This is a genomic window from Sorangium sp. So ce362 (assembly GCF_051519845.1).
Classification (GTDB): domain Bacteria; phylum Myxococcota_A; class Polyangia; order Polyangiales; family Polyangiaceae; genus Sorangium.
Map to the genome: position 1 here is coordinate 9,956,099 of NZ_CP150332.1, position 19,811 is coordinate 9,975,909.

General features: G+C 70.7%; 16 protein-coding genes. 6 read left to right on the plus strand and 10 right to left on the minus strand.

From position 1 onward, the window contains the following. Positions 1–19: 19 nt before the first annotated feature. The 3 genes from WMF17_RS38325 (at position 20) to WMF17_RS38335 (ending at position 3,084) form a co-directional block, all read left to right on the plus strand. Positions 20–946 carry an FKBP-type peptidyl-prolyl cis-trans isomerase gene (locus tag WMF17_RS38325; protein WP_437598352.1) on the plus strand — a complete coding sequence of 309 codons (927 nt, stop codon included), beginning with the start codon at positions 20–22 and terminating at the stop codon, positions 944–946. Positions 947–1,012: 66 nt separating this feature from the next. Continuing rightward, positions 1,013–2,242, plus strand: coding sequence for an AAA family ATPase (locus WMF17_RS38330; protein WP_437598354.1), 1,230 nt, complete (start codon positions 1,013–1,015; stop codon positions 2,240–2,242). Between the two features lie 218 nt (positions 2,243–2,460). Further along, on the plus strand, positions 2,461–3,084 hold the full coding sequence (locus tag WMF17_RS38335; protein ID WP_437598356.1) for a PE-PGRS family protein: 624 nt from the start codon (positions 2,461–2,463) through the stop codon (positions 3,082–3,084). Positions 3,085–3,099: 15 nt separating this feature from the next. Here WMF17_RS38335 and WMF17_RS38340 read toward each other — a convergent pair whose 3' ends face one another. The 5 genes from WMF17_RS38340 to WMF17_RS38360 all read right to left on the minus strand — a co-directional run bounded on the left by WMF17_RS38340 (position 3,100) and on the right by WMF17_RS38360 (position 10,423). Further along, positions 3,100–3,750, minus strand: a complete 651-nt coding sequence (locus WMF17_RS38340) for a hypothetical protein (protein ID WP_437598358.1) — start codon at positions 3,748–3,750, stop codon at positions 3,100–3,102. Positions 3,751–3,870: 120 nt separating this feature from the next. Further along, positions 3,871–5,607 (minus strand): ABC transporter substrate-binding protein, encoded by a 1,737-nt coding sequence (locus WMF17_RS38345; RefSeq protein WP_437645954.1) that lies wholly within the window; start codon positions 5,605–5,607, stop codon positions 3,871–3,873. A gap of 273 nt (positions 5,608–5,880) precedes the next feature. Beyond that, entirely contained in the window at positions 5,881–7,686 is a 1,806-nt protein-coding gene (locus WMF17_RS38350; RefSeq protein ID WP_437598360.1) for an acyl-CoA mutase large subunit family protein, read from the minus strand. Positions 7,687–7,757: 71 nt separating this feature from the next. Continuing rightward, positions 7,758–8,264, minus strand: coding sequence for a hypothetical protein (locus tag WMF17_RS38355; RefSeq protein ID WP_437645956.1), 507 nt, complete (start codon positions 8,262–8,264; stop codon positions 7,758–7,760). Between the two features lie 89 nt (positions 8,265–8,353). Beyond that, the gene (locus WMF17_RS38360) at positions 8,354–10,423 is read right to left on the minus strand and encodes an OmpA family protein (protein ID WP_437645958.1); all 2,070 of its coding nucleotides are present in this window, start codon (positions 10,421–10,423) and stop codon (positions 8,354–8,356) included. Between the two features lie 404 nt (positions 10,424–10,827). On the opposite strand from WMF17_RS38360, the gene WMF17_RS38365 reads away from it, so the two are divergent. Next, complete coding sequence (locus WMF17_RS38365) at positions 10,828–11,604, plus strand: DUF4215 domain-containing protein (RefSeq protein WP_437645959.1); 777 nt, start codon at positions 10,828–10,830, stop codon at positions 11,602–11,604. A 25-nt stretch (positions 11,605–11,629) separates the two neighbouring features. Here the strand turns inward: WMF17_RS38365 and WMF17_RS38370 are convergent, their stop codons facing one another. From WMF17_RS38370 to WMF17_RS38385, 4 genes are all read right to left on the minus strand, one after another. Beyond that, positions 11,630–11,887, minus strand: a complete 258-nt coding sequence (locus WMF17_RS38370; RefSeq protein ID WP_437575966.1) for a BolA/IbaG family iron-sulfur metabolism protein — start codon at positions 11,885–11,887, stop codon at positions 11,630–11,632. 120 nt (positions 11,888–12,007) lie between these two features. Further along, positions 12,008–13,189, minus strand: a complete 1,182-nt coding sequence (locus WMF17_RS38375) for a thiolase family protein (protein WP_437645961.1) — start codon at positions 13,187–13,189, stop codon at positions 12,008–12,010. Positions 13,190–13,198: 9 nt separating this feature from the next. After that, on the minus strand, positions 13,199–15,571 hold the full coding sequence (locus tag WMF17_RS38380; RefSeq protein WP_437598366.1) for a 3-hydroxyacyl-CoA dehydrogenase/enoyl-CoA hydratase family protein: 2,373 nt from the start codon (positions 15,569–15,571) through the stop codon (positions 13,199–13,201). Positions 15,572–15,793: 222 nt separating this feature from the next. Further along, positions 15,794–16,072 (minus strand): hypothetical protein, encoded by a 279-nt coding sequence (locus WMF17_RS38385; protein ID WP_437598367.1) that lies wholly within the window; start codon positions 16,070–16,072, stop codon positions 15,794–15,796. Positions 16,073–16,554: 482 nt separating this feature from the next. Between WMF17_RS38385 and WMF17_RS38390 the strand changes: the two genes are divergently transcribed. Together WMF17_RS38390 and WMF17_RS38395 are read left to right on the plus strand one after the other, a co-directional pair. Continuing rightward, positions 16,555–17,484 (plus strand): hypothetical protein, encoded by a 930-nt coding sequence (locus WMF17_RS38390; protein WP_437645963.1) that lies wholly within the window; start codon positions 16,555–16,557, stop codon positions 17,482–17,484. A gap of 191 nt (positions 17,485–17,675) precedes the next feature. Beyond that, positions 17,676–18,740 carry a hypothetical protein gene (locus tag WMF17_RS38395; RefSeq protein WP_437645965.1) on the plus strand — a complete coding sequence of 355 codons (1,065 nt, stop codon included), beginning with the start codon at positions 17,676–17,678 and terminating at the stop codon, positions 18,738–18,740. Positions 18,741–18,764: 24 nt separating this feature from the next. On the opposite strand, the gene WMF17_RS38400 is transcribed toward WMF17_RS38395, so the two are convergent. Next, the gene (locus WMF17_RS38400; RefSeq protein WP_437645967.1) at positions 18,765–19,811 is read right to left on the minus strand and encodes a hypothetical protein; all 1,047 of its coding nucleotides are present in this window, start codon (positions 19,809–19,811) and stop codon (positions 18,765–18,767) included.

The window sequence follows — 19,811 nt, forward strand, 5'->3', positions numbered from 1 at the left end:
ACGAGCTATGAAGCGGCGCATGAAGCGCGGATACCTCGTCCTTGTTGCGATGCTTGCCGTCCCCCTCGCCGCCTGCGACCAGAAGCCAGCCCCACAGGCGATCGCCGACGCACCGGCGCCCGCGTCGGCCGAGCCTGCCGCGCCGCCGACGCCCACCGCCGAGCAGCAGGCGCCCCCTGAGCCCGCCGCCCTGCCCGCGCCGCCGGACGTCGCCGCGCCGCCCGCGGACGCGCAGAAGACAGCCTCGGGCCTCGCGTTCAAGGTGCTGACGCCGGGCACGGACAAGGCGCATCCAGGCCCCGACGACAAGGTGAAGGTCCACTACACGGGGTGGACCACGGACGGGAAGATGTTCGACAGCTCCGTCCTCCGCGGCGAGCCGGCGAGCTTCGGGGTGGGCGGCGTGATCAAAGGGTGGACGGAGGCGCTCCAGCTCATGAGCAAGGGTGAGAAGCGCCGCCTCTGGATCCCGGGGAGCCTCGCCTACGGCGACCGGCCCACGCGCCCAGGCGCCCCGGCCGGAATGCTCGTGTTCGACGTCGAGCTGCTCGATTTCTCGCCCGCGCCGCAGCCTCCGCCCGTGCCGAAGGACGTGAAGGCGGCGCCGAAGACCGCGAAGAAGACCGCCTCCGGGCTCGCGTACCAGGTCCAGCAGAAGGGCACGGGCACGGAGCACCCCAAGCCGACGAGCCGCGTCACCGTGCACTACACGGGCTGGACGACCGACGGGAAGATGTTCGACAGCTCCATCGTCCGCGAGGAGCCGGTCACCTTCCCGCTGGGCGGCGTGATCAAGGGGTGGACCGAGGGCGTACAGCTGATGGTGAAAGGCGAGAAGACGCGCTTCTGGATCCCGGCCGAGCTCGCGTACGGCGAGAAGCCGACCCGCCCCGGCGCGCCCTCCGGCATGCTCGTGTTCGACATCGAGCTCATCGACTTTCGTTGATCGGTCGGCCGGCGCTTTACATCCGGCCGACTGCCTGGCTACATGGAGAGCTGCGAGCGGCCAGGCATGCTGACATCCATTCGACTCAAGAACTTCAAGAGTTTCGCCGATCAAACGGTGGAGCTGTCCCCCTTCACGCTGCTGCTCGGGGCCAACGGCTCGGGCAAGAGCAACTTCCTCGACGCCCTGCGCTTCTTGCAAGGCGTAGGGCTGGATCTCCCCTTGTGCGACATCTTCCGCGGCCGCGTCGACGGCAGGCGCGAGGTCTGGCCGGGCCTGCGCGGCGGCACGCAGGGGGCCACGTACAGGGGCGCCAAATCGTTCACCATCGAGAGCCGATGGACGATAGGGAAGGAGGAGCTCACACACAAGCTCACGTGTCAGGTCGAGCCTGACGTGATCGTCGAGCACGAGTCGCTCGAGGCGAAGTCGGCGGGGGGTCTGCTCTTCGACACGCCCGCGTCGGCGCTGAGGGGCCTCGAGGGGTTCTCCACGGGCGGCGCGATGAAGGCGGCGTCGAAGAAGGGCCGCTCGATGAGGCTCGCCTCGATGGATCGCAACCCTGGGCGGCGCAGCCTGCTCGGCCAGATCGAGCACCACCGCGGGCGCGGCGACGACGTGAGCCTCTCGGACGTCATCGCGCTCTGCAACGCGCTCCAGGTCGCGATGCGGAGCACGCTGTCGCTCGACATCGATCCTTCGCGGATGCGGGGTTACGTGCCGCACGAGATCGAGAACCTCGGCGCCGGGGGGCAGAACCTCTCCGCCGTGCTCCGCTGGCTCTGCCAGGAGGCGGATCACAAGGCCGACGTGCTCGGCTGGGTGAGCTCGATCTTCGCGCCCGAGATCGGCGATATCGAATTTGCGGAGACGGGCCTCGGCGACGTGATGATGGTGCTCGTCGAGAAGGACGGCACCCGCGTCCCGGCGCCGAGCCTCCCGGACGGCGCGCTGCGCGTGCTCGGCAAGATCGCCGGCGTGCTCACCGCGCCGGAGGGCTCGCTCCTCCTCGTGGAGGACCCCGACGCCGGCATGCACCCCGATCGCGCCGGCCTGCTCGCGCAGCTCCTGGAGGGGGCGGCGCGGCCCTCCGTCTGCCAGATCGTGGCGACGACGCACTCGCCCGCGCTGCTCAGGGGCGTGTCGAAGCAGGGCCTCAGCCGCGCGATCGCGTTCGACCGCGACCCCGAGACCTGCGCCACGACGGCGCATCGGCTCGCCGATCTCCCGCGTTTCGAGGACATGGCAGAGCGCGATCCGGGAGAGCTCCTCTCCTCGAAGGCGCTCGCGGGATAGCGCGCGACGAACAGCGCAGTACAGCGCTGCCATTGCATTGCAGTGCTGCCATTTCGCGATGCGTGGACATCCGCCTTTCTCGCGAAATGCGTTGTGAACACCCACAGGGCCATCTAGGCTACCGGCGCGTCCATGGCGCGGCGAGCGCCGCGCAAGTCCAGCGACTGATGAGGTCTTCCATGCTTTTTCACAAAACTACACTTCAACTGGCCCTCTGCTTGACCGTCGGGCTATCGGCGGCTGCCTGCTCCGATGACGACCCCGGCGGCGAGGGCGGCGGCACGACGAGCTCGACCAGCAGCGCCTCCACCGGCGAGGGCGGCTCCACCGGCGAGGGCGGCTCCACCGGCGAGGGCGGCTCCACCGGCGAGGGCGGCTCCACCGGCGAGGGCGGCTCTACCGGCGAGGGCGGCTCCACCGGCGAGGGCGGCTCCACCGGCGAGGGCGGCTCCACCGGCGAGGGTGGCTCCACCGGCGAGGGTGGCTCCGCCCCCGGCGATCCGGCGTGCGGCGCGGACACCGCGGCCTTCGCCGACGTGCAGGCGATCCTGACCGCGACCTGCGCGGGGTGCCACGGCAACGCCGGCCCGCCGTCCGGCGGCCTCGATCTCCGCGGGAACGGGTCCCATGGCAGGCTCGTCGACCGCAACAGCACGACCTGCGCCAGCCGGGTGCTCGTCGTGCCGGGCAAGCCGAGCGAGAGCTACCTCATCAACAAGCTGCGCAACGTCGACCTCTGCGCGGACGGCAAGCGCATGCCCCCGCCCCCGGACGCGAGCCTGCCGGAGGCGAGCCTCAAGAAGATCAACGACTGGATCTGCGCCGGCGCTCCCGGCATCTGAGCTCGGCCGCCGGGCTCAGTACACCTTGCAGCGCGCGCCGCCGGCGGCGCGCGCGTAAGGGACCTTCGCGCTCCGCCCCTTCACGTAAACCGCCCCGCCCGAGGCGGGCTTCGGGATCACGGCGCCGGTCGCGAGCGGCCGCCCGGGCGGCAGCTCCTCGACCTCGATGATGATGTCGTTCCCCTCCTGATCGACCGCCGAGATCGAAGGCCGCCGGCTCTCCTCGTCGGCGGGGCCGCCCGGACAGGGCACCCCGCGCGCGCTCAGCGCGACGGCGAGCGTGTTGTCGGCCGTGCTCTCCGGGGCGCCGGCCGCCCACTGGAACCTGGGATCGCGCGCCCCCCCCACCTCCACGGCCAGGCAGCTGCACCGCTCGGTCCGCGACGCGGCGCGCGCGAGCGCGAGGTCGTGCCGCACGCCGACCCACGACGAGGGGCCTCGCTCCTGCGGCGTGGAGGGAGCGCCATCGAAGTCGTCGGGCGCGCCGAACGCCCGGCGCGACGCCTGCAGCTTCGCGGCTTCAGGGTCCACCGGCCTGGCGGGGTCGACGGTGTCGCCCTGCCAGAACGCCGCGGCGCCTGCGTGCTGGTTGCCGCCGCAGGCGGCGAGGACGGCTCCGGAGAGGAGCGCAGCAAACCGTGCGATCTGGACGGCCGAGGGGAGCATGCGGTGCGATCTTCGCACCGGCGCCGGCTGCGGCCAAGGTTTGTGCTGAGATGGAGGGGAAGAGCTAGGCCGGGAGACGCGCGCAGCGCGCCGGGTGTCCGGCGCGCTGCACAGGGAACGTCACTTCGGCTTGATCTCGGTCAGGACGATGAGGTAGTCCGGCGAGTTGTTCGGCGACAGCTTGGCGTACGGGTTCTCCTTGCTGGGCCACCCGACGAAGCGCTTCGTGCTGTACTCGCCCCAGGACGGGTTCTTGAACAGCGGGATCACCGGCACCTGCTGCGCGTAGATCATCTGCAGCTCGTCGACGATGCTCTTCTGCTCCGCCGGATCCGTCGCGGCCGCGAACTTCTTGAACAGCGGCTCGGCCTCCTTGGCGGAGAAGCGATGCCAGTTGCGGTTCGAGACCTCGCCGACGGGCTTCACGAACTCCGGGGCCATGAGATCGCGGTAGTAGTTGAACGGCGTGGGCTCGGTGTTGGTCCAGCCCATCGACATGTCGAACGTGCCCTTCTGGAGCGCCTCGAAGAACGCGCTGAAGTCGTACGTCTTCAGCGTGGCCTCGATGCCGACGGCCTTCAGGCTCTGCGTGGTGATCTGGACCGCGCGCACCCAGTCGGACCAGCCGGTCACGACGTTGATGTCGAACTTCAGCGGCTTGCCGTCCTTCGCGCGGATCCCGTCGGAGCCCTTGGCGTAGCCGGCCTCGTCGAGGAGGGCGTTCGCCTTGGCCACGTCGAAGGTGGTCCAGTCGCCGGCCGCGGCGGCCTTCTCGTTGCGCCAGCGCCCGTAGGCGTCGTCGAGCCCGGTCCCGTCCGCGCCGACCGTGTAGCCGTTGACCGCGATCTTGGCGATCTGCGCCCGGTCGATGGCCATGCTGATGGCCTTGCGCAGCTTGATGTCGTTGAACGGCTTCTTCGTGGCGTTCGGGTAGAGCGTCACGGTGCCGCCGACGAGCGGGAACCAGTAGTGGTTGTTCTCCGGGTCCTTGGCGACGTAGGTCTTGTCGATGTCGGGGACGAAGTTGCCGGCCCAGTCGACCTCGCCGTTGATGAGCGCCAGGTTCGCCTGGTCGTTGCCCGGGTACGCCGGGAAGCGCAGCCCCTCGACCGCCGGCTTGCCCTTCTGCCAGTAGTTCGGGTTCTTGCCGAGCTCGTAGATCTGGTTCTGGAACGTCTTCACCTCGGTGAAGGGGCCCGTCGCGACGGGGTTCTCGTTCGTGAACGTGACCGGGTCGGCGACGTCCTTCCACGTGTGCTCCGGCACGATCGGCTGGTGGCCGATGTAGTGGAGCCCGGGGACGAAGGCCTCCTTGAAGATGAACTCGACGGTGGTGGCGTCCTTGGCCTCCACCGACTCGACGAACTTCCACACGCCCGTCTGATCGAGCGCCGGGAACTTCTTGAGGAGCCCGAACGTGAAGGCGACGTCCTTCGCCGAGAAGGGTTGTCCGTCAGACCACTTGACCTCGGTGCGGGCCGTGAAGGTGAGCTTCTTGTTCGCGTCGCTCCACTCGTACTTCGTGGCGAGCCACGGCACGAACTCGCCCTTCATCGTGTTGTACACGATCATGGGCTCGTAGATGCCCGCGACGGTGGGGAAGCGCGTGGCCCCCTCGCCGAGCAGGGGGTTGAAGTTGCGTACCCAGGACGCCTGCTGCTCCCTGGAGATGGTGACGAACTTCGTCCCGCCCTTCGCCCCGCCCTGGGCCCCGGCACCCGGGGTGCCCGACGCAGCCCCCGCCGAGTCCTTCCCGGCGGTCTCGGAACCCTTGTTGTCGCAGGCCGCCGTGGCGCCGACGGATAGGACGAGCGCCGAAAGGGCAAAAATGCGGCGCGACATGGATCGACTCTTCATAAGCTTGCTCCCTCGCGGCGACCTCGGTCGCCCGCGACGATCCTCTCACTCGACCGACAGCACGCAGCGCCGCAGCGCAGCGACAACAGCAGACCGTACGGCGGCGCCACGGATGAGCCGCGACTGCGGCACCCTGACGCCGGCGCACTCTACCGGCCGAGGTAGAGAAGTGTCAACCTGACGAGGAGCGGGGTTGCATGGGCCACCGTGAGGCCGCGACCTGATCGGATGCGCACGCCGGGGCGGGCGGCGCTCCGGGCCCTTCTCGGGAGCTCAGAATTCCGCCGGGTCGCTGTACGTTCCCATGACGTCGCGCAGCACGTCGCAGATCTCCTGCTCGGTCGCGTACGCGCTGGCCGCCGCGATGATGGGGGGCATGAGGTTATCGCGACCGCGCGCGCTGCTTCGCACCTCGGCCAGCGCGCTTCGCACCTGGTCCTGATCGCGCTGGGCCTTGACCCGGGCCAGGTTCTGGCATTGCACCCGCTGCACCTCCTCGTCGATGCGGAGGAGGGGGATCGTCTTCTCGGCGGCGCCGGCATAGCGGTTGACGCCCACCATGATCCGCTCGTTCGACTCGAGCTCTCGCTGGAACCGGTAGGCCGAGGCGGCGATCTCGCGCTGCGGATATCCCTTCTCGATGGCGGGCACCATCCCGCCCATCTCGTCGATCCGCTGGATGTACGCGAGCGCCTCCTGCTCCAGGCGATCGGTGAGCCACTCGACGTAGTAGCTCCCCCCGAGCGGATCGATGGTGTTCGCGACCCCGCTCTCGTGGGCGATGATCTGCTGCGTCCGGAGGGCGATGGTCACGCTCTCCTCGGTCGGGAGCGCGTAGGTCTCGTCGAGCGAGTTCGTGTGGAGCGACTGGGTGCCGCCGAGCACGGCGGCGAGCGCCTGGAGCGAGACGCGGACGACGTTGTTGTAGGGCTGCTGGGCGGTCAGCGAGACGCCGGCCGTCTGCGCGTGCGTGCGCAGCTTCATGCTCTCGGCCCGCTTCGCCCCGTAGCGCTCCTTGAGGAACCGCGCCCACATGCGGCGCGCGGCGCGGAGCTTCGCGATCTCCTCGAAGAAGTCGTTGTGGACATCGAAGAAGAACGACAGGCGCGGCGCGAACGAGTCGACGTCGAGGCCGCGCTCGACGCAGCTCTCGACGTAGGCGAGCCCGTCCGCGAGCGTGAACGCGAGCTCCTGGGCGGCGGTCGAGCCGGCCTCCCGGATGTGGTATCCGCTGATCGACACCGAGTTCCACCGCGGCACCTCGCGCGCGCAGAACTCGATCATATCGGTCACGATGCGCATCGCCGGGCGCGGCGGCACGAGCCAGGCGTGCTGGGCGATGAACTCCTTCAGGCAATCGTTCTGCACGGTCCCGCCGATCCGCTTGCGCGGGATCCCGCGCTTGTCGGCGAGCGCGATATAGAACGCGAGCAGCACGACGGCGGGGCCGTTGATGGTCATCGACGTCGTCACCTGGTCGAGCGGGATGCCGTCGAAGAGCACCTCCATGTCGCGGAGCGTGTCGACCGCGACACCGCACATCCCCACCTCGCCGAGCGACCGCGGAGAGTCGGAGTCGTAGCCCATGAGCGTCGGGAAATCGAAGGCGGTCGACAGGCCCGTCTGCCCCTCGGCGAGCAGGTATTTGAACCGCGCGTTCGTCTGCTCCGGCGTGCCGAAGCCGGCGAACATCCGCATCGTCCAGAGCCTGCCGCGGTACATCGTCGGCTGGACGCCCCGCGTGAACGGGTACTCCCCGGGCAGCCCGAGGTCGGCCGCGTGGTCGACCGGCGCGTCGGCCGGCGTCGCGAGGTCGGGCACGTCGACGCCGCTCCAGGTGGTGAAGCTCTCGTTGCGCGGCGGGAAGCGCGCCGACGCCTCGGCGACCGGGCCCTCGCGCCACGCGGCCACCGCGCGCCGGAGCGCCGCGAGCCCGTCCTCGTCGAGCCCGAGCCCCTCGCCGCCTCCGCCGTTCGTGGTACGGGGCGCGTCGGCGCGGCTCTCGTCGGCGTGGCCCGGTGACCCGAGCGCGCGATCCGCTTCGGTCTCCGGAGGGGGGGTGGGCTCTCGGTGCGCCATGGCCCGCATTTTAGCGCGGCGCGCGCGGGATGGCGCCGGTGAACGCCGAGATCGCCGGCGCAGGCGGCGCGTCACGGGCAGCGCGCGTGGAACACCTCGGAGGCGACCGGCGTCGCCCCGTCCTCCAGCGAGTCCTCTATCGCGCCCGTGATCCGGATCCCCTCCGCGGCGCAGAGCGCCGCCGCGGCGTCGCCCGGGAGCGTCGCGCCCCCGGCGCTCGTATCCACGGTGAACGCCACGGTGACGTCGCTGTCCGGAGCGACCTCGACCGGCAGCACCGTTGCGGTCTTGACGGGCAGCGGCGCCACGATCGCCGTCGTTCGATCGGCGCTCACGATCTCGAACGTGCGCACCGCGACGCGGCTGGGCCCGCTGGCCCGCGGGCCCAGGTGGAGCTTCAGCGCGAAGCTCGCCTGAACGCCGGTCCCGAGCGCGCTCGACGAGACGGTCGCCTCGGGCGCGGCGATGGATGGATCGACGAACACGGCGGCGTCGGTGTCGATGCAGCCGCTCGCCAGGGCGGCGAGCGCCGCCGCCGCGAGCGTCGCGGCGGCGGAGAGCGTGGCGCGGGCGTTCATGGGGTCACTCTCCCCCGGGCCGACCTGTCCTGTCCAGATCGGCCGTGCCGCGCGCGGCTGACGCCCGCGCCGCGCGCGGCGCGCTCCGCTCAGGGCGGCGGCGGGACGACGCCCTTGGCCCGGGCCGTGTCGCAGCCGAGCTCCACGTTGGTCGGCCCCTTGTCGGTCCGCACGACCTTGAACTCGACGCGCCGGTTCTTCTCCCAGGCCGCCGCGTTGTGGGCCGGATCGAGCGGGCAGTACTCGCCGTAGCCCATCGATCGCACCGCGTTCTTGTTGACGCCGCGCTGCACGAGCGCCGCGGCGACCGCGTCCGCGCGGGCCTGGGTCAGCTTGAGGTTGTACGCGTCGGCCGAGCGCTCGTCGGCGTGCCCCTGCACCTCGATCAGCGAGAACTCCGGGTGGTGCTTGAGCGTCTCGGCGACCGCCTGCACGATGCCGAACGACTCCGGGAGGATCTCGGCGCTGCCGGTCGCGAACTGGATCTTCTCGAGGATGACGATGTTGTTCTCCTCGATCACGACGCTGCCCTTGTCCGGGCACCCGTCCTCGTCCTCGAGGCCGTTGAACGTCTCGGGCTCGTTCGGGCACTTGTCGACAACGTCCGGGATGCCGTCCCTGTCGTTGTCGGGGTCGGGGCAGCCGTCCTCGTCCTCGAAGTCGTCCTTGTCCTCCGGATCGTTCGGGCACTGGTCGGCCTTGTCCGGGATGCCGTCCTTGTCGTTGTCGGGGTCGGGGCAGCCGTCCTTGTCCTGGAAGCCGTCGCGGTCCTCCGGCTCGTCCGGGCACTTGTCGCGCGAGTCGAGGATGCCGTCGCCGTCGCGATCGCCGTCGCTCCCCTCCGGGCAGCCGTCGTCGTCCTCGTCGCCGTCGCGGTCCTCCGGGTTGTTCGGGCAGCGGTCGTCGACGTCGAGGATGCCGTCCTCGTCGTTGTCCGGATCCGGGCAGCCGTACTTCCCCGGGGGCGAGTCGGCCTTTGTGTCCTGGAAGCCGTCGTAGTCCTCCGGCTCGTCGGGGCAGTCGTCCTGATCGTCCTTGATGCCGTCGCCGTCGCGGTCGCCGATGGACGGCTCGAAGACGAACCCGATGGTCGCGCGCTGCTCCGCGGCCTGGAAGCCGGGCGTGTACCCGACCCCGGCGCCGAGCATGAGGAAGCTGTTCCGCTCGATGAAGAGCTTGATGCCCCCGACCGCCTCGGCCGACAGCTTCTGCTTGCTGCTCTCGCCGCCGCCGACCTGCTGGGTCAGGTAGGTCTCGGCCACGAGGTCGAGCGGCGTGAGGACGCGGTAGCTCATCCCGAACCCGCCGGTGAGCAGGTCCGAGTACTTGAAGTCCCCGTGCTTCAGCTGGAAGGTCGTGTTGTCCGAGCGCAGGCCGAACGCGGGGTTCTCCCCTGTATGGCCGCGGTAGCCGACGTTCGCCGCGATCCGGAACGGGTTGGTGATGCCGAACCGCTTCTCCAGCACGAGCTGCGGCCAGAAGAAGAAGCCCGGATCCGAGGCGAAGTCCTCGGTCCCGCCGACGCCGACGCCGATCTGGGCGATCAGGGCGAGCCCGATCACGTCCTGATCGGGGCGGAGCAGGCGCACCTTGGCGTGGACCGCCAGGTTGCCGAGCGACTGGGCGTCGAGCGAGTCGTCGTCGTAGTTCTGGCCGGGGCCCGGGCCGATGTCGTTGATCGGGTCGGCCGCGTTGAGCACCACCGGGGCGGAGAGCCCGACGACAAGGAAGTTCGCGATGCCGTAATCGAACTGGAACGTGCCCTGAAACGCGTGATTCAGCATCACCTTCGTTTCTGTGCCGTTGTCGGTGATCGGCAGGATGTTGCGCCCGTAATCGAGCACGAGCCCCAGGCTGATATCGTTGGCGCCGAGGACGTCGGCTCCGTTGACCGAGAAGAGCCCTTTGGAGTCGACCGCCGGCCGGAACAGGTGCAGGTCCATGCCGTCGCCGTTGGTGCCGCCCGCGCGCGTCTGGGCCGCGGCGTCGCCGGCGCCGGCGGCGGTCATCGCGGCGCCGAGGGCGAGGGAGAGCAGCGCGGCGCCCGGGCGGCGGGCCCGGTCGGTCCGACCGCGGGCGGGCAGCGCGCGCCGGTCGTCGGGCGTGTCGGGGGCGCCCGGGCGCGGTTCGGCGGGGAGCAACGGAGAGCGAGGCGTCATGGCAGGGTCCTCGGGCTGGTGAGGTCGCGGTGGGGCAAGCGCACCTGGAGCTGGCGCTCGGCGCCACGTACCACCGCGTGAATTCCGGTGTCAAACAGACGGCGCTGCGGGCTTCGGCCGCTGGCGGGCGCGGGGCCCCTCCGGCGCGGGGGCGCCCTCGCCCGCGGCGCTCCGGCGACGGGCGCCGAGCGCCGCCACCCGTCGCCGGAGCGCCTGCGATTTGCCGGGGAAGCCCGCCCTCGCCCGCGCGATCCGTGCGTGGCGGGAGCCGAGCGCGTCAGTGGCGCTAGAATTGTCCTGGCGATTGCAGACGGGTATTCCGTGAGAGGTTGCGGCGACAGGTGCTCGGTGCGGAGTCGGGGGGAGGCCACCGGCGCTCGCGGACCTCGCTGCTGGAGGGACAGATGCTGCTAACGAGGTGGACTGGGTTGGTCGCGGCGCTCGCGGCCGTGGCGCTCCTTTCGTGCGGGGAGGAAGCCCCGAACGACAGCAGCGGTGGGGCCGGCGGGGCCGGGTCGGGCGCAGGCGGGGCCGGGTCGGGCGCAGGCGGGGCCGGGTCGGGCGCAGGCGGGGCCGGGTCGGGCTCCGTGTCGAGCACGACGGCGGCCGGCACCGGCGGGACCACGAGCGCAGGCGGTGGCGGCGGCGATGGCGGTGGTGACGCCGGCGGCGGCGTGTGCGGCGACGGCGCGGTGGCCGGCGCCGAGGGCTGCGACGACGGCAACACCGCGGCGGAGGACGGGTGCGGCGAGGACTGCGCCCTCGAGCCCGGTTACACCTGCTCCGGCGCTCCGAGCATCTGTTCGACGATGTGCGGCGACGGCCTCCTGCGCGGCGCCGAGATCTGCGACGACGGCGACGTCATGAGCGAGGACGGCTGCAGCCCGGTCTGCGTGGTCGAGGCGGGCTACGAGTGTGCCGGCGAGCCGAGCGCTTGCGGTCCGGCCTGCGGTGACGGCCTGCTCATCGGCAACGAGGGGTGCGACGACGGCAACACGGCCGCGGCGGACGGCTGCAGCCCGGATTGCGAGGTCACGTACGGTTACATCTGCAGCGGCGAGCCCAGCACCTGCGTCTCCGTGTGCGGCGACGCCATCCAGACCGCGCGGGAGGAGTGCGACGACGGCAACACGGTGAGCGGCGACGGCTGCAGCAGCACCTGCGAGGAGGAGCGGCGCTAGCGCGCGACCCCCACCAGCCCCCCGCTCAGGGAGTGCGCGTTTTCAGGCTGTCGATCGCGTGGACCGGCGCCTGGTCGCCGGCCATGAGGTGGGAGATCGCGCCGTAGACCAGCCGCTGGCTCTCCAGCATGCTCTTGCCGGCGAACACCGGGGCGGTCACGACGAGGTTGAAGTGCCCTCCGCCGCCGGTCACCTCGGCGGTGGAGCCCTCGATCTTCGCTTCGATGGCTCGCTTCAGGGCTTCGGGGATCGACCCTTCAAAGGTCGTCAGGTGGCTCGGCATGGGCGATCTATAGGCCATCGCCCCGCCGCAGGAAAGCCGGAGCGCGGCGCTCGGGCCGTGAACGGGACGCGCGGGGCGGGCCGTGGACGGGACGCGCGGGGCGGGGTCAGCGCGCCGGGATCAGGCGCTCGCGGTCGCCCTGGCCAGCTCGATCAGGCCGGCCGCGCCCATGCCGCCGCCGATGCACATCGTGACGATGGCGTACCGGCCGCCGCGCCGGCGGAGCTCGTGGAGGGCGGTCGCGGTGAGCTTCGCGCCGGTGCACCCGAGCGGGTGGCCGAGCGCGATCGCGCCGCCGTTCACGTTGAGCTTCTCCTCGGGGATCTCGAGCGTCCGCTGCACGTAGACGGCCTGCGACGCGAACGCCTCGTTGACCTCGAACAGATCGATGTCGGCCATCTTCAGCCCCGTCCTGGCGAGCAGCTTCCGCACCGCGGGCACCGGGCCGATCCCCATGATGGCGGGGTCGACGCCCACGGTCACGAACGCCCGGAAGTACCCGAGCGGCTTCACGCCGAGCGCGTCCGCCTTCGCCTTGCTCATCACGAGCGCGGCGGCGGCGCCGTCCGACAGCGGCGAGCTGTTGCCCGGGGTGACGCTCCCCTTCGCCGCGAAGGCCGGCTTCAGCCCCGCGAGCGCCTCCACCGTGGTCTCCTTGCGGATCAGCTCGTCGGTGCGGAAGTCGAAGGTCACGCGCTTGCCGCTCTCGTAGCGCACGCCCTTCACGGTGACGATCTCGTCCTCGAAGCGCCCGGCCGCGCGCGCCGCCGCCGCCTTCTGGTGGCTCTTCAGCGCGAACGCGTCCTGGTCGGCGCGGCTCACCTGGAACTTGTTCGCCACGTTCTCCGCGGTGATGCCCATCGGCGTGTACACCGTCGGACAGCGCTCCATCGCCTCCGGCGACGCGCTCAGCTTGTTGCCGGTCATCGGGACCATCGTCATCGACTCGACGCCGCCGGCGACGGCGATGTCGAGCGACCCCATCGCGATGCTGCCCGCCGCGTTCGCGATCGCCTGGAGCCCGCTCGAGCAGAAGCGGTTGATGGTGATCGCGGATGCGTCCTGCGACATCCCGCCGAGGAGCGAGACGACGCGCGCGACGTTGAGCCCCTGCTCGCCCTCCGGCATGGCGCAGCCGAGGACGAGGTCCTCGATGTCCTCCGGCTTCACCTGCGGGACGCGCTTCAGCAGCGCGGCGACGACCTCGCCGGCGAGCTCGTCGGGGCGCTTATTCGCGAGCGACCCTTTGTGGGCCCGGCCAACGGCCGAGCGGACGGCCTCTGCAATTACGACGTCGACCATGGCGTTCACCTAGTTCCGGAGGGGCTTGTTGTTCATCAGCATGTACTGCATCCGCTCAGCGCTCTTGGGCTCACCGCACAGGCTGACGAACGCCTCGCGCTCGAGCTCGAGGATCTCGTCCTCGGTCACCTCGCGCGCCGCGCCGCCCACGCCGCCGCAGAGCACCTCGGCGAGCTTGCGCGCGATCTTCGCGTCGTGCTCGCTGGCGTGGCCGCCGGCGACGAGCGTGTCGATCATCATCTGCAGCGTCGCGATCCCGCTCTCGCCCGGGAGCTTGTAGGCGCGCGGCACGGGCGCGTGGTACCCGGCCTCGGCGATCCCGACGGCGCGCGCCTTCACCTCGTGGAGCTGGCGCGCCCGGTCGAACGAGACGCCGTCCGTCTTGCGGAAGAAGCCGAGCGCCTTCGCCTCGTCCGCGCTTGTCGCGACCCTGGCGAGGGCGATGTTCTTGAAGACCTGCGTCACGAGGTCGTACGAGTTCACCGGCACGCCCTCCGGGATCCCCTCGAACGCGCGCCAGAGCATGTTGAGCGTCCCTGCGCCGCCCGGGATCAGCCCGACGCCGACCTCCACGAGCCCCGCGTACGTCTCGGCCGCGGCCTGCACCGCGTCGCAGGCGAAGCAGAGCTCGAGCCCGCCGCCCAGGGTCATCCCGTAGGGCGCGGCCACGACCGGGACGCTCGCGTACTTCAGCCGCTGCGTCGCGTCCTGGTACGCCTTCACCATCTTGCGGATCGCGTCCCAGTCCTGGTTGCCCGCGGCCATCGCCACGAGGAACAGGTTGGCGCCGACGCAGAAGTGCTCGCCCTGGTTGAAGACGACGAGCGCGCGGAAGTCCTGCTCGGCCTTCTCGGCGGCGAGCGAGAGCATCCCGATCGAGTCCGGATCGAGGCTGTTCGCCTTGGTCTTGAAGGTGACGCCGAGCACCCCGTCGCCGAGGTCCCACGCCTCGGCGCCGTCGTTGGCGAGCACGGCCTTCACGCCGCGGCGCGCGCCGGCGAGCGTGACGTTCCGCGGATCGATCGGGCGGGCGACGTACTCTCCCTTGAGCAGATCGAACACCGCCCCGTCGGCGCGGTAGAACGAGGTCGCGCCGCTCTGCTTCATGCGGACGATCGACTCGGGCAGCTGGATGCCGTCCTTCTGCATGCGCTCGACGGTCTCGGCGAAGCCGAGCGCGTCCCAGGTCTGGAACGGCCCGAGCTCCCAGTTGTACCCCCAGCGCATGGCGTCATCGATGGACACGATGCTGTCGGCGATCTCGCCCACGCGCCGCGCCGTGTACGCGAGCGAGCGGGAGAGCACCTTCCACGCGAACTGCCCTGCCTTGCCGGGGTCGCTGGCGAGCTTCTTCACGCGCGCGGCGGGGTCCTCGATCTTCTCGCACGACCGCGTCGCCTTCTTGATCGCCTCGTCGCCGCCGTGCGGGCGGTACTGGAGCTTCGCCGGGTCGAGCGTCTCGAGCCCTTCCTTTGTCTTGCGGTAGAAGCCGCCCTTGGTCTTGTCGCCGAGGAGCTTCGCCTCGATCATGCTGCGGATGTAGGCGGGCACCTTGAAGACGTCGCGGTCCTCGTCGCGATCGAGCGCCGTGTAACAGTTCTCGGCGACGTGGGCGAAGGTGTCGAGCCCGACGATATCGCCTGTCCTGAAGCTCGCGCTCTTCGGGTGCGCCATGGCGACGCCGGTGATGGCGTCGACGTCTTCGGGCGCGAGGCCCTCCTCGAGCATGAGGTGGATGGCGGTGAGCATCGCGTGGGTGCCGATGCGATTGCCGACGAAGTTCGGGGTGTCCTTGCCGAAGACGATGCCCTTGCCGAGCACGTCCTCGCCGAGCTTCCGCACGCGGGCGACGACGGCCGGGTCGGTGTCGGGTCCGGTGACGAGCTCGAGGAGCTTCATGTACCGGACCGGGTTGAAGAAGTGCATGACGAGGAATCGCTTGCGGAAGTCCGCGGAGCGCCCCTGCATCATCTCCTCGATGCGCAGCCCGGAGGTGTTCGACGCCGCGATCGCGTCCGGCCGCATGACCTGCTCCAGGCGGGCGAAGAGGGCGCGCTTCGGCTCCATCTTCTCGATGATCGCCTCGATAACGAGGTCGCATTGGGCGAGCTCGGCGAAGTGATCTTCCGTGTTGCCGGTGCGCACGAGGCGGGCGTGGGACGGGTGGAAGAAGGCGGCGGGCTTGGCCTTGAGGGCCTTCTCGAGCCCGCCTGCGGCGAACCGGCTCCTGGCGGCCGGGTCCTTCCGCTCGGCGTCGCTGAGGTTCGGGGGCACGATATCGAGGAGCAGGACCTCGATGCCGGCGTTCGCGAAGTGGGCGGCGATGCCGCTGCCCATGACGCCCGCGCCGATGACGCCCGCGCGGCGGATTGGTTTCGTCATGCAGATCCTCCGAGATGAATGGGGCGCAAACCATTGGCGCAAAGGGCGCCGAGCGCAAGCGTATCCGGGGTGGACGGCCGCCGGGGTGAGCTGGAGAGGATGTGTGCTGACGATTGTCCAGACCGTCCGTCTGTGGTGCGCTGTGGTGCGAGCGACCTCAGGCGTTGCCTCTGGCGTTGCCTCTGGAGTTACCAGACGAGCTGGAGCGCTGTGATTTCGCGCTCAGTGCCAGGCCTGGGCGGACTGCACCGGTTGTCCTGTGCGGTCGTGCTCGGCCAGGAGGCGCTTCGACATCTCGACGCACTGGGTGCAGGAGGCGAAGCGCGACCGGTGCAGGCACTGGATCCATGTCGCTGTCCCTTGCACCCCGAACTCCACCGCATCGAGGTGTTTGCCGCAGGCGACGCAGTGGATGTGTTGATGCCCGTGCTGCTGCGCCGCCGGGCGCGCCGGCGCGAGCGCCTTCCGCTCGCGCTTGGTCAGTCGCTTTTCTCGCTTCATGATCTCCTCGGGGACGGGGGTGACCGCACGGATCGTGCTGGCGCGGCTCACGCTATCATGCGTCGCGCGGCGCGGGCGCCGGCGGGCTGCGCGGGGGCGCGGCGATGCGCGCGGGGGCACAGCGACGCCGCGGAGAGGGGTGGGGCCAGGCGGCGACGTCGCGCGCGGGCGTGCGGCTTGACTTCCTGCCGCGCGGGCGTGCACGGCTTGACACCCTTCAATTGCTGTGCATACGAGGCTTGCGCGGAGCGCCTCTCCGTGCCGCCGTTGCTTTCGCGAGGACGCTCGGTCTGTTCATGGAGGCTGCCGGCGCGCGGTTCGAGCTGGCCTTGGCGCGCGCCAGAGCCCGGGCTCCGGGCGGGGAGGTCACACCTGTGCACGGGAACGTTCGTCTTGGCATTCGGCTGGGGCTCGGGTTTGCGCTCTTCACGCTCGCGCCGGGGGCAGTCGCCGAGCGTCCTTCCGAGACGAGCGCTCGTCTCATGGCGCAGGCGCACGCCGCGGTCGACGAGGGGCGGCTCGCCGACGCGCGCGACCTGTGGATGGCGGTATGGAAGGTCGAGCGCTCCCAGGTGGCCGCCTGCAACCTCGGTGCGCTCTCGTTCCGGCTCGGCGAGGCGCCGGCCGCGGTGCGCTGGCTGTCCTTGTGCAAGGAGATCATGCGCAAGCCCAGGACCCCCGGCGAGCGCGAGCTCTACGAGTCGCGGCTCGCGGATCTCGCCCGCGCGCGCCAGCTCGTCGGCGAGCTCCGCGTCGTCGCGCCCGCGGGGGCGGCGGTCACGATCGACGGCGAGCCCGTCGAGCTCGAGGACGGCGAGCCCGTCCCGGTCCTGCCTGGGCGCCACGTCGTGCGGGCGTCGTTGAACGGCAGGGCAGCGGTGGCGGAGATCGACGTCCCGCGCGGCGGGACGCGCGAGGTGACGCTCACGTTCGCCGCGCCTTCCGGGGAGCCCGGCGCCGCGGGCGGGACTGGCGCCGCGGGCGGGACTGGCGCTGCGCCTGACGCCGCGGCCGAGCCTGGCGCCGCGGTGGGGGCGGGCGGCCCGCGGCCGAGCCCCTTGCCTCCCCGACCCGGACCGCGGCCGGACGTGATCGTCGGCGGCGTGGGGCTATCCGTCACGCTCGCCGCGCTCGGGGGCGTGATGATGATGGCCGCGGAGAAGAAGGAAGCGGCAGGCCGAGCGGCGGCCCGCGCCGCGGGCCCGAGCGGATGTTTCCGGGTGACCTGGCCGATGTGCCGCGACTCCGCCTCGGCCTACGGCGACATGCGCGCCTTCCGGACCGTCGGCGTCGCCGCGTTCGTCGCGGGGGGCGCTGCCCTGGGCGCCACGCTCACCTACGCCCTGGTTCCGCGCGGGCAAGCCGAGCTCACGGTGTCGGCCGAGGGCATCGCGGTGACGGGCGTCTTCTGATCGCGGCCCGCGGCCGGCCCTGCCGTGACGGCGCGCCGGCGGTGCCGCGGCGGCGCTGGCGAAAACTTGCGTGACGAACGCGCGCCCGGCGCGGCATAGTCGGGAGGTCGAACGACCTGGCCAACGACACCTCGGCGGATTGGGGCCGCCGGGGTGTCCGCGACTCAGCCTCGTGCCGGAGGACTGGACGCATGACGACGCGTTTCACGCATTACATTACCGCATCATTTTTTCTCAGCAGCTCGACACTTTTCTTCGCCTGCGGTGGGCCTTACCAGGGAGCGACCTGCGAGGTCACGGACGACTGCCAGTCGGAGCACCAGAACGTGCCGGGCACGATCTGCGTCGATGGGCTGTGCGAGTGCTGGGAGCCTGGCAAGGTCGTCTGCTGCGCGCGCGGCGAGAAGGAGCCTGGGTGCATCCTCCAGTGCCGTCCGTGTGACGAGTGCGGCGAGGACAGGCCGGCGGAGTGCTCGGGGGAGCCCGAGCCGTCAGGGGGATGCAAGAGCGACGCGGCGTGCCCGGGTCCGCCGGATGCGCGGTGCGGCGCGGGGCGGTGCGTGGACGGCGCGTGCGAGGTCGAGATCGCGGTGGGACCGCTGGTCTCGCAGATCCGCGGCGACTGCAAGCAGGACGAGTGTACGAAGGACGGCCGTGTGGTCAGCGTGGCGGCGTACGACGTCTACAATGATGGGAACGAGTGCACGAACGACCTCTGCGATTACGACACGCCGATCAATGCGCAGCTCACCGGCGTGCTCTGCCCCATCTCGGGGGCGGGGCGCTGTCATGAGGCGCAGTGTGTCGAGTGCATTGATAGCGATCCGACGATGCCGTGCCCGAACGGTCTGGTGTGCGACGGCACGCTGTGCGTGCGAAACCACTGTGTGAACAATCGGCACGATCCGGGCAGCGGGGAGACCGATTACAACTGCGGGGGCCCGTGCAAGCCGTGCCCGATGGGATTCGATTGCGCGACGGGGGACGACTGCCTCGAAGGCGTGTGCGACGCCGGGATCTGCCGGGCGCCCACGTGCACCGACGGCGTGAAGAACGGCGCCGAGACGGGCGTCGACTGCGGCGCGCCGTGCCCGCGCTGCGCTCCGGACGGCGGCTGCACGACCGGCGCGGACTGCACGAGCGGCGTCTGCTGGGCCGGCGCCTGCATGCCGCCCACCTGCACCGACGCCGTGAAGAACGGCGGCGAGCGGGGCGTCGATTGCGGTGGCGAGTGCGACGCGGAGTGCCCTGGCTGAATGGCGGGGAGCCATTGCTTTCACTCACGGCATCAGGCCGAGCGCGAACAGCGCATCCGCCCAGAGCGGCCAGAGCGTGCGGTACGGGTGGGTGCCCAGCACCACGCCGCCGCTTGGCAGGCGCCGGACGTAGAACCGCGCGTGGTCGACAAGGAAGTAGACGTGGTCGCCGGTCAACTCCACCCGAGAGAGGACCTGCTCGCCGCTCTCCCTGCTCTGGAGGGTCCGCTCGTAGATCTCCCTCGCGCGCGGCTCGGCGGCGCGCCACGCGTTGTCGGGCGCCTCCGCCGATGCTTCGAGAGCCTCGAGCAGAGCGGTGGGCGGTGTTGCGAGGGCCTTGATGACGGTCTCGCGGGAGAGCGAGCTCGAGCGCCCGCTGCCGTCTCTCATCGTTACGCGCGCCCCTGACGGGGCGGCGTCGACGCGTGCGTGGAGCGCCTCCAACGACATGCCCGCGATGAGCGACACCTTGTCCTCGTCGTGGAGGCTGACCCACGACAGCGCGAGATCGCGCACGATTTCTCGCGCGTCCGCATTATATGTCGCGCACATGGCGACCGGCGCGAGCCAGGTCCACGCGGTCGTGCAGCCGCCGGTCGAGACGCGCCCGCTCACGTCCGGCGCGCACAGGCGAACCAGGACGTCGTCGATGTCTTCCAGGGCCATGTGCCACGCGAGCATGGCTTCGGCCTTCACGGAGCGCGGGCCGCTGCCCAGGGCGAGGTCCATGTGCATGGGGGTAAAGTCCTCGATCTCGCGGGGGTGCATGTGGATGGGTCCCCACGGCTTGATGCGTTCGCTCTCGTCGGTGTAGCAGCGCATGATGCAATGGACGAAGTGTTCGTAGCTCAACGACGCGACGAAGTAGGTTTCAGCGTCGGTGCGGCCGAAGTGAGCGCGGATCTTCGCGACCACCTCGCCGACGGAAGTCGTGTGGCATTCCGCCTCGGGGCGCATGTTCGCTCCCATACTGTACTGTTCCACCTTGACGAGAGCCGACAGCGCCGCACCGAACGCGTCGACCCTGTCTGCCTCGTCACACCAGGCGAAAAAGTAAGGCCCTGATTTCAT

Excerpts from the sequence above, each read along its gene's own strand:
- WMF17_RS38325 (WP_437598352.1), top strand. The coding sequence starts at position 20 with ATGAAGCGCGGATACCTCGTCCTTGTTGCGATGCTTGCCGTCCCCCTC.
- WMF17_RS38330 (WP_437598354.1), top strand. The coding sequence starts at position 1,013 with ATGCTGACATCCATTCGACTCAAGAACTTCAAGAGTTTCGCCGATCAA.
- WMF17_RS38340 (WP_437598358.1), bottom strand. The coding sequence starts at position 3,750 with ATGCTCCCCTCGGCCGTCCAGATCGCACGGTTTGCTGCGCTCCTCTCC.
- WMF17_RS38345 (WP_437645954.1), bottom strand. The coding sequence starts at position 5,607 with ATGAAGAGTCGATCCATGTCGCGCCGCATTTTTGCCCTTTCGGCGCTC.
- WMF17_RS38350 (WP_437598360.1), bottom strand. The coding sequence starts at position 7,686 with ATGGCGCACCGAGAGCCCACCCCCCCTCCGGAGACCGAAGCGGATCGC.
- WMF17_RS38355 (WP_437645956.1), bottom strand. The coding sequence starts at position 8,264 with ATGAACGCCCGCGCCACGCTCTCCGCCGCCGCGACGCTCGCGGCGGCG.
- WMF17_RS38360 (WP_437645958.1), bottom strand. The coding sequence starts at position 10,423 with ATGACGCCTCGCTCTCCGTTGCTCCCCGCCGAACCGCGCCCGGGCGCC.
- WMF17_RS38365 (WP_437645959.1), top strand. The coding sequence starts at position 10,828 with ATGCTGCTAACGAGGTGGACTGGGTTGGTCGCGGCGCTCGCGGCCGTG.
- WMF17_RS38370 (WP_437575966.1), bottom strand. The coding sequence starts at position 11,887 with ATGCCGAGCCACCTGACGACCTTTGAAGGGTCGATCCCCGAAGCCCTG.
- WMF17_RS38375 (WP_437645961.1), bottom strand. The coding sequence starts at position 13,189 with ATGGTCGACGTCGTAATTGCAGAGGCCGTCCGCTCGGCCGTTGGCCGG.
- WMF17_RS38380 (WP_437598366.1), bottom strand. The coding sequence starts at position 15,571 with ATGACGAAACCAATCCGCCGCGCGGGCGTCATCGGCGCGGGCGTCATG.
- WMF17_RS38385 (WP_437598367.1), bottom strand. The coding sequence starts at position 16,072 with ATGAAGCGAGAAAAGCGACTGACCAAGCGCGAGCGGAAGGCGCTCGCG.
- WMF17_RS38390 (WP_437645963.1), top strand. The coding sequence starts at position 16,555 with ATGGCGCAGGCGCACGCCGCGGTCGACGAGGGGCGGCTCGCCGACGCG.
- WMF17_RS38395 (WP_437645965.1), top strand. The coding sequence starts at position 17,676 with ATGACGACGCGTTTCACGCATTACATTACCGCATCATTTTTTCTCAGC.
- WMF17_RS38400 (WP_437645967.1), bottom strand. The coding sequence starts at position 19,811 with ATGAAATCAGGGCCTTACTTTTTCGCCTGGTGTGACGAGGCAGACAGG.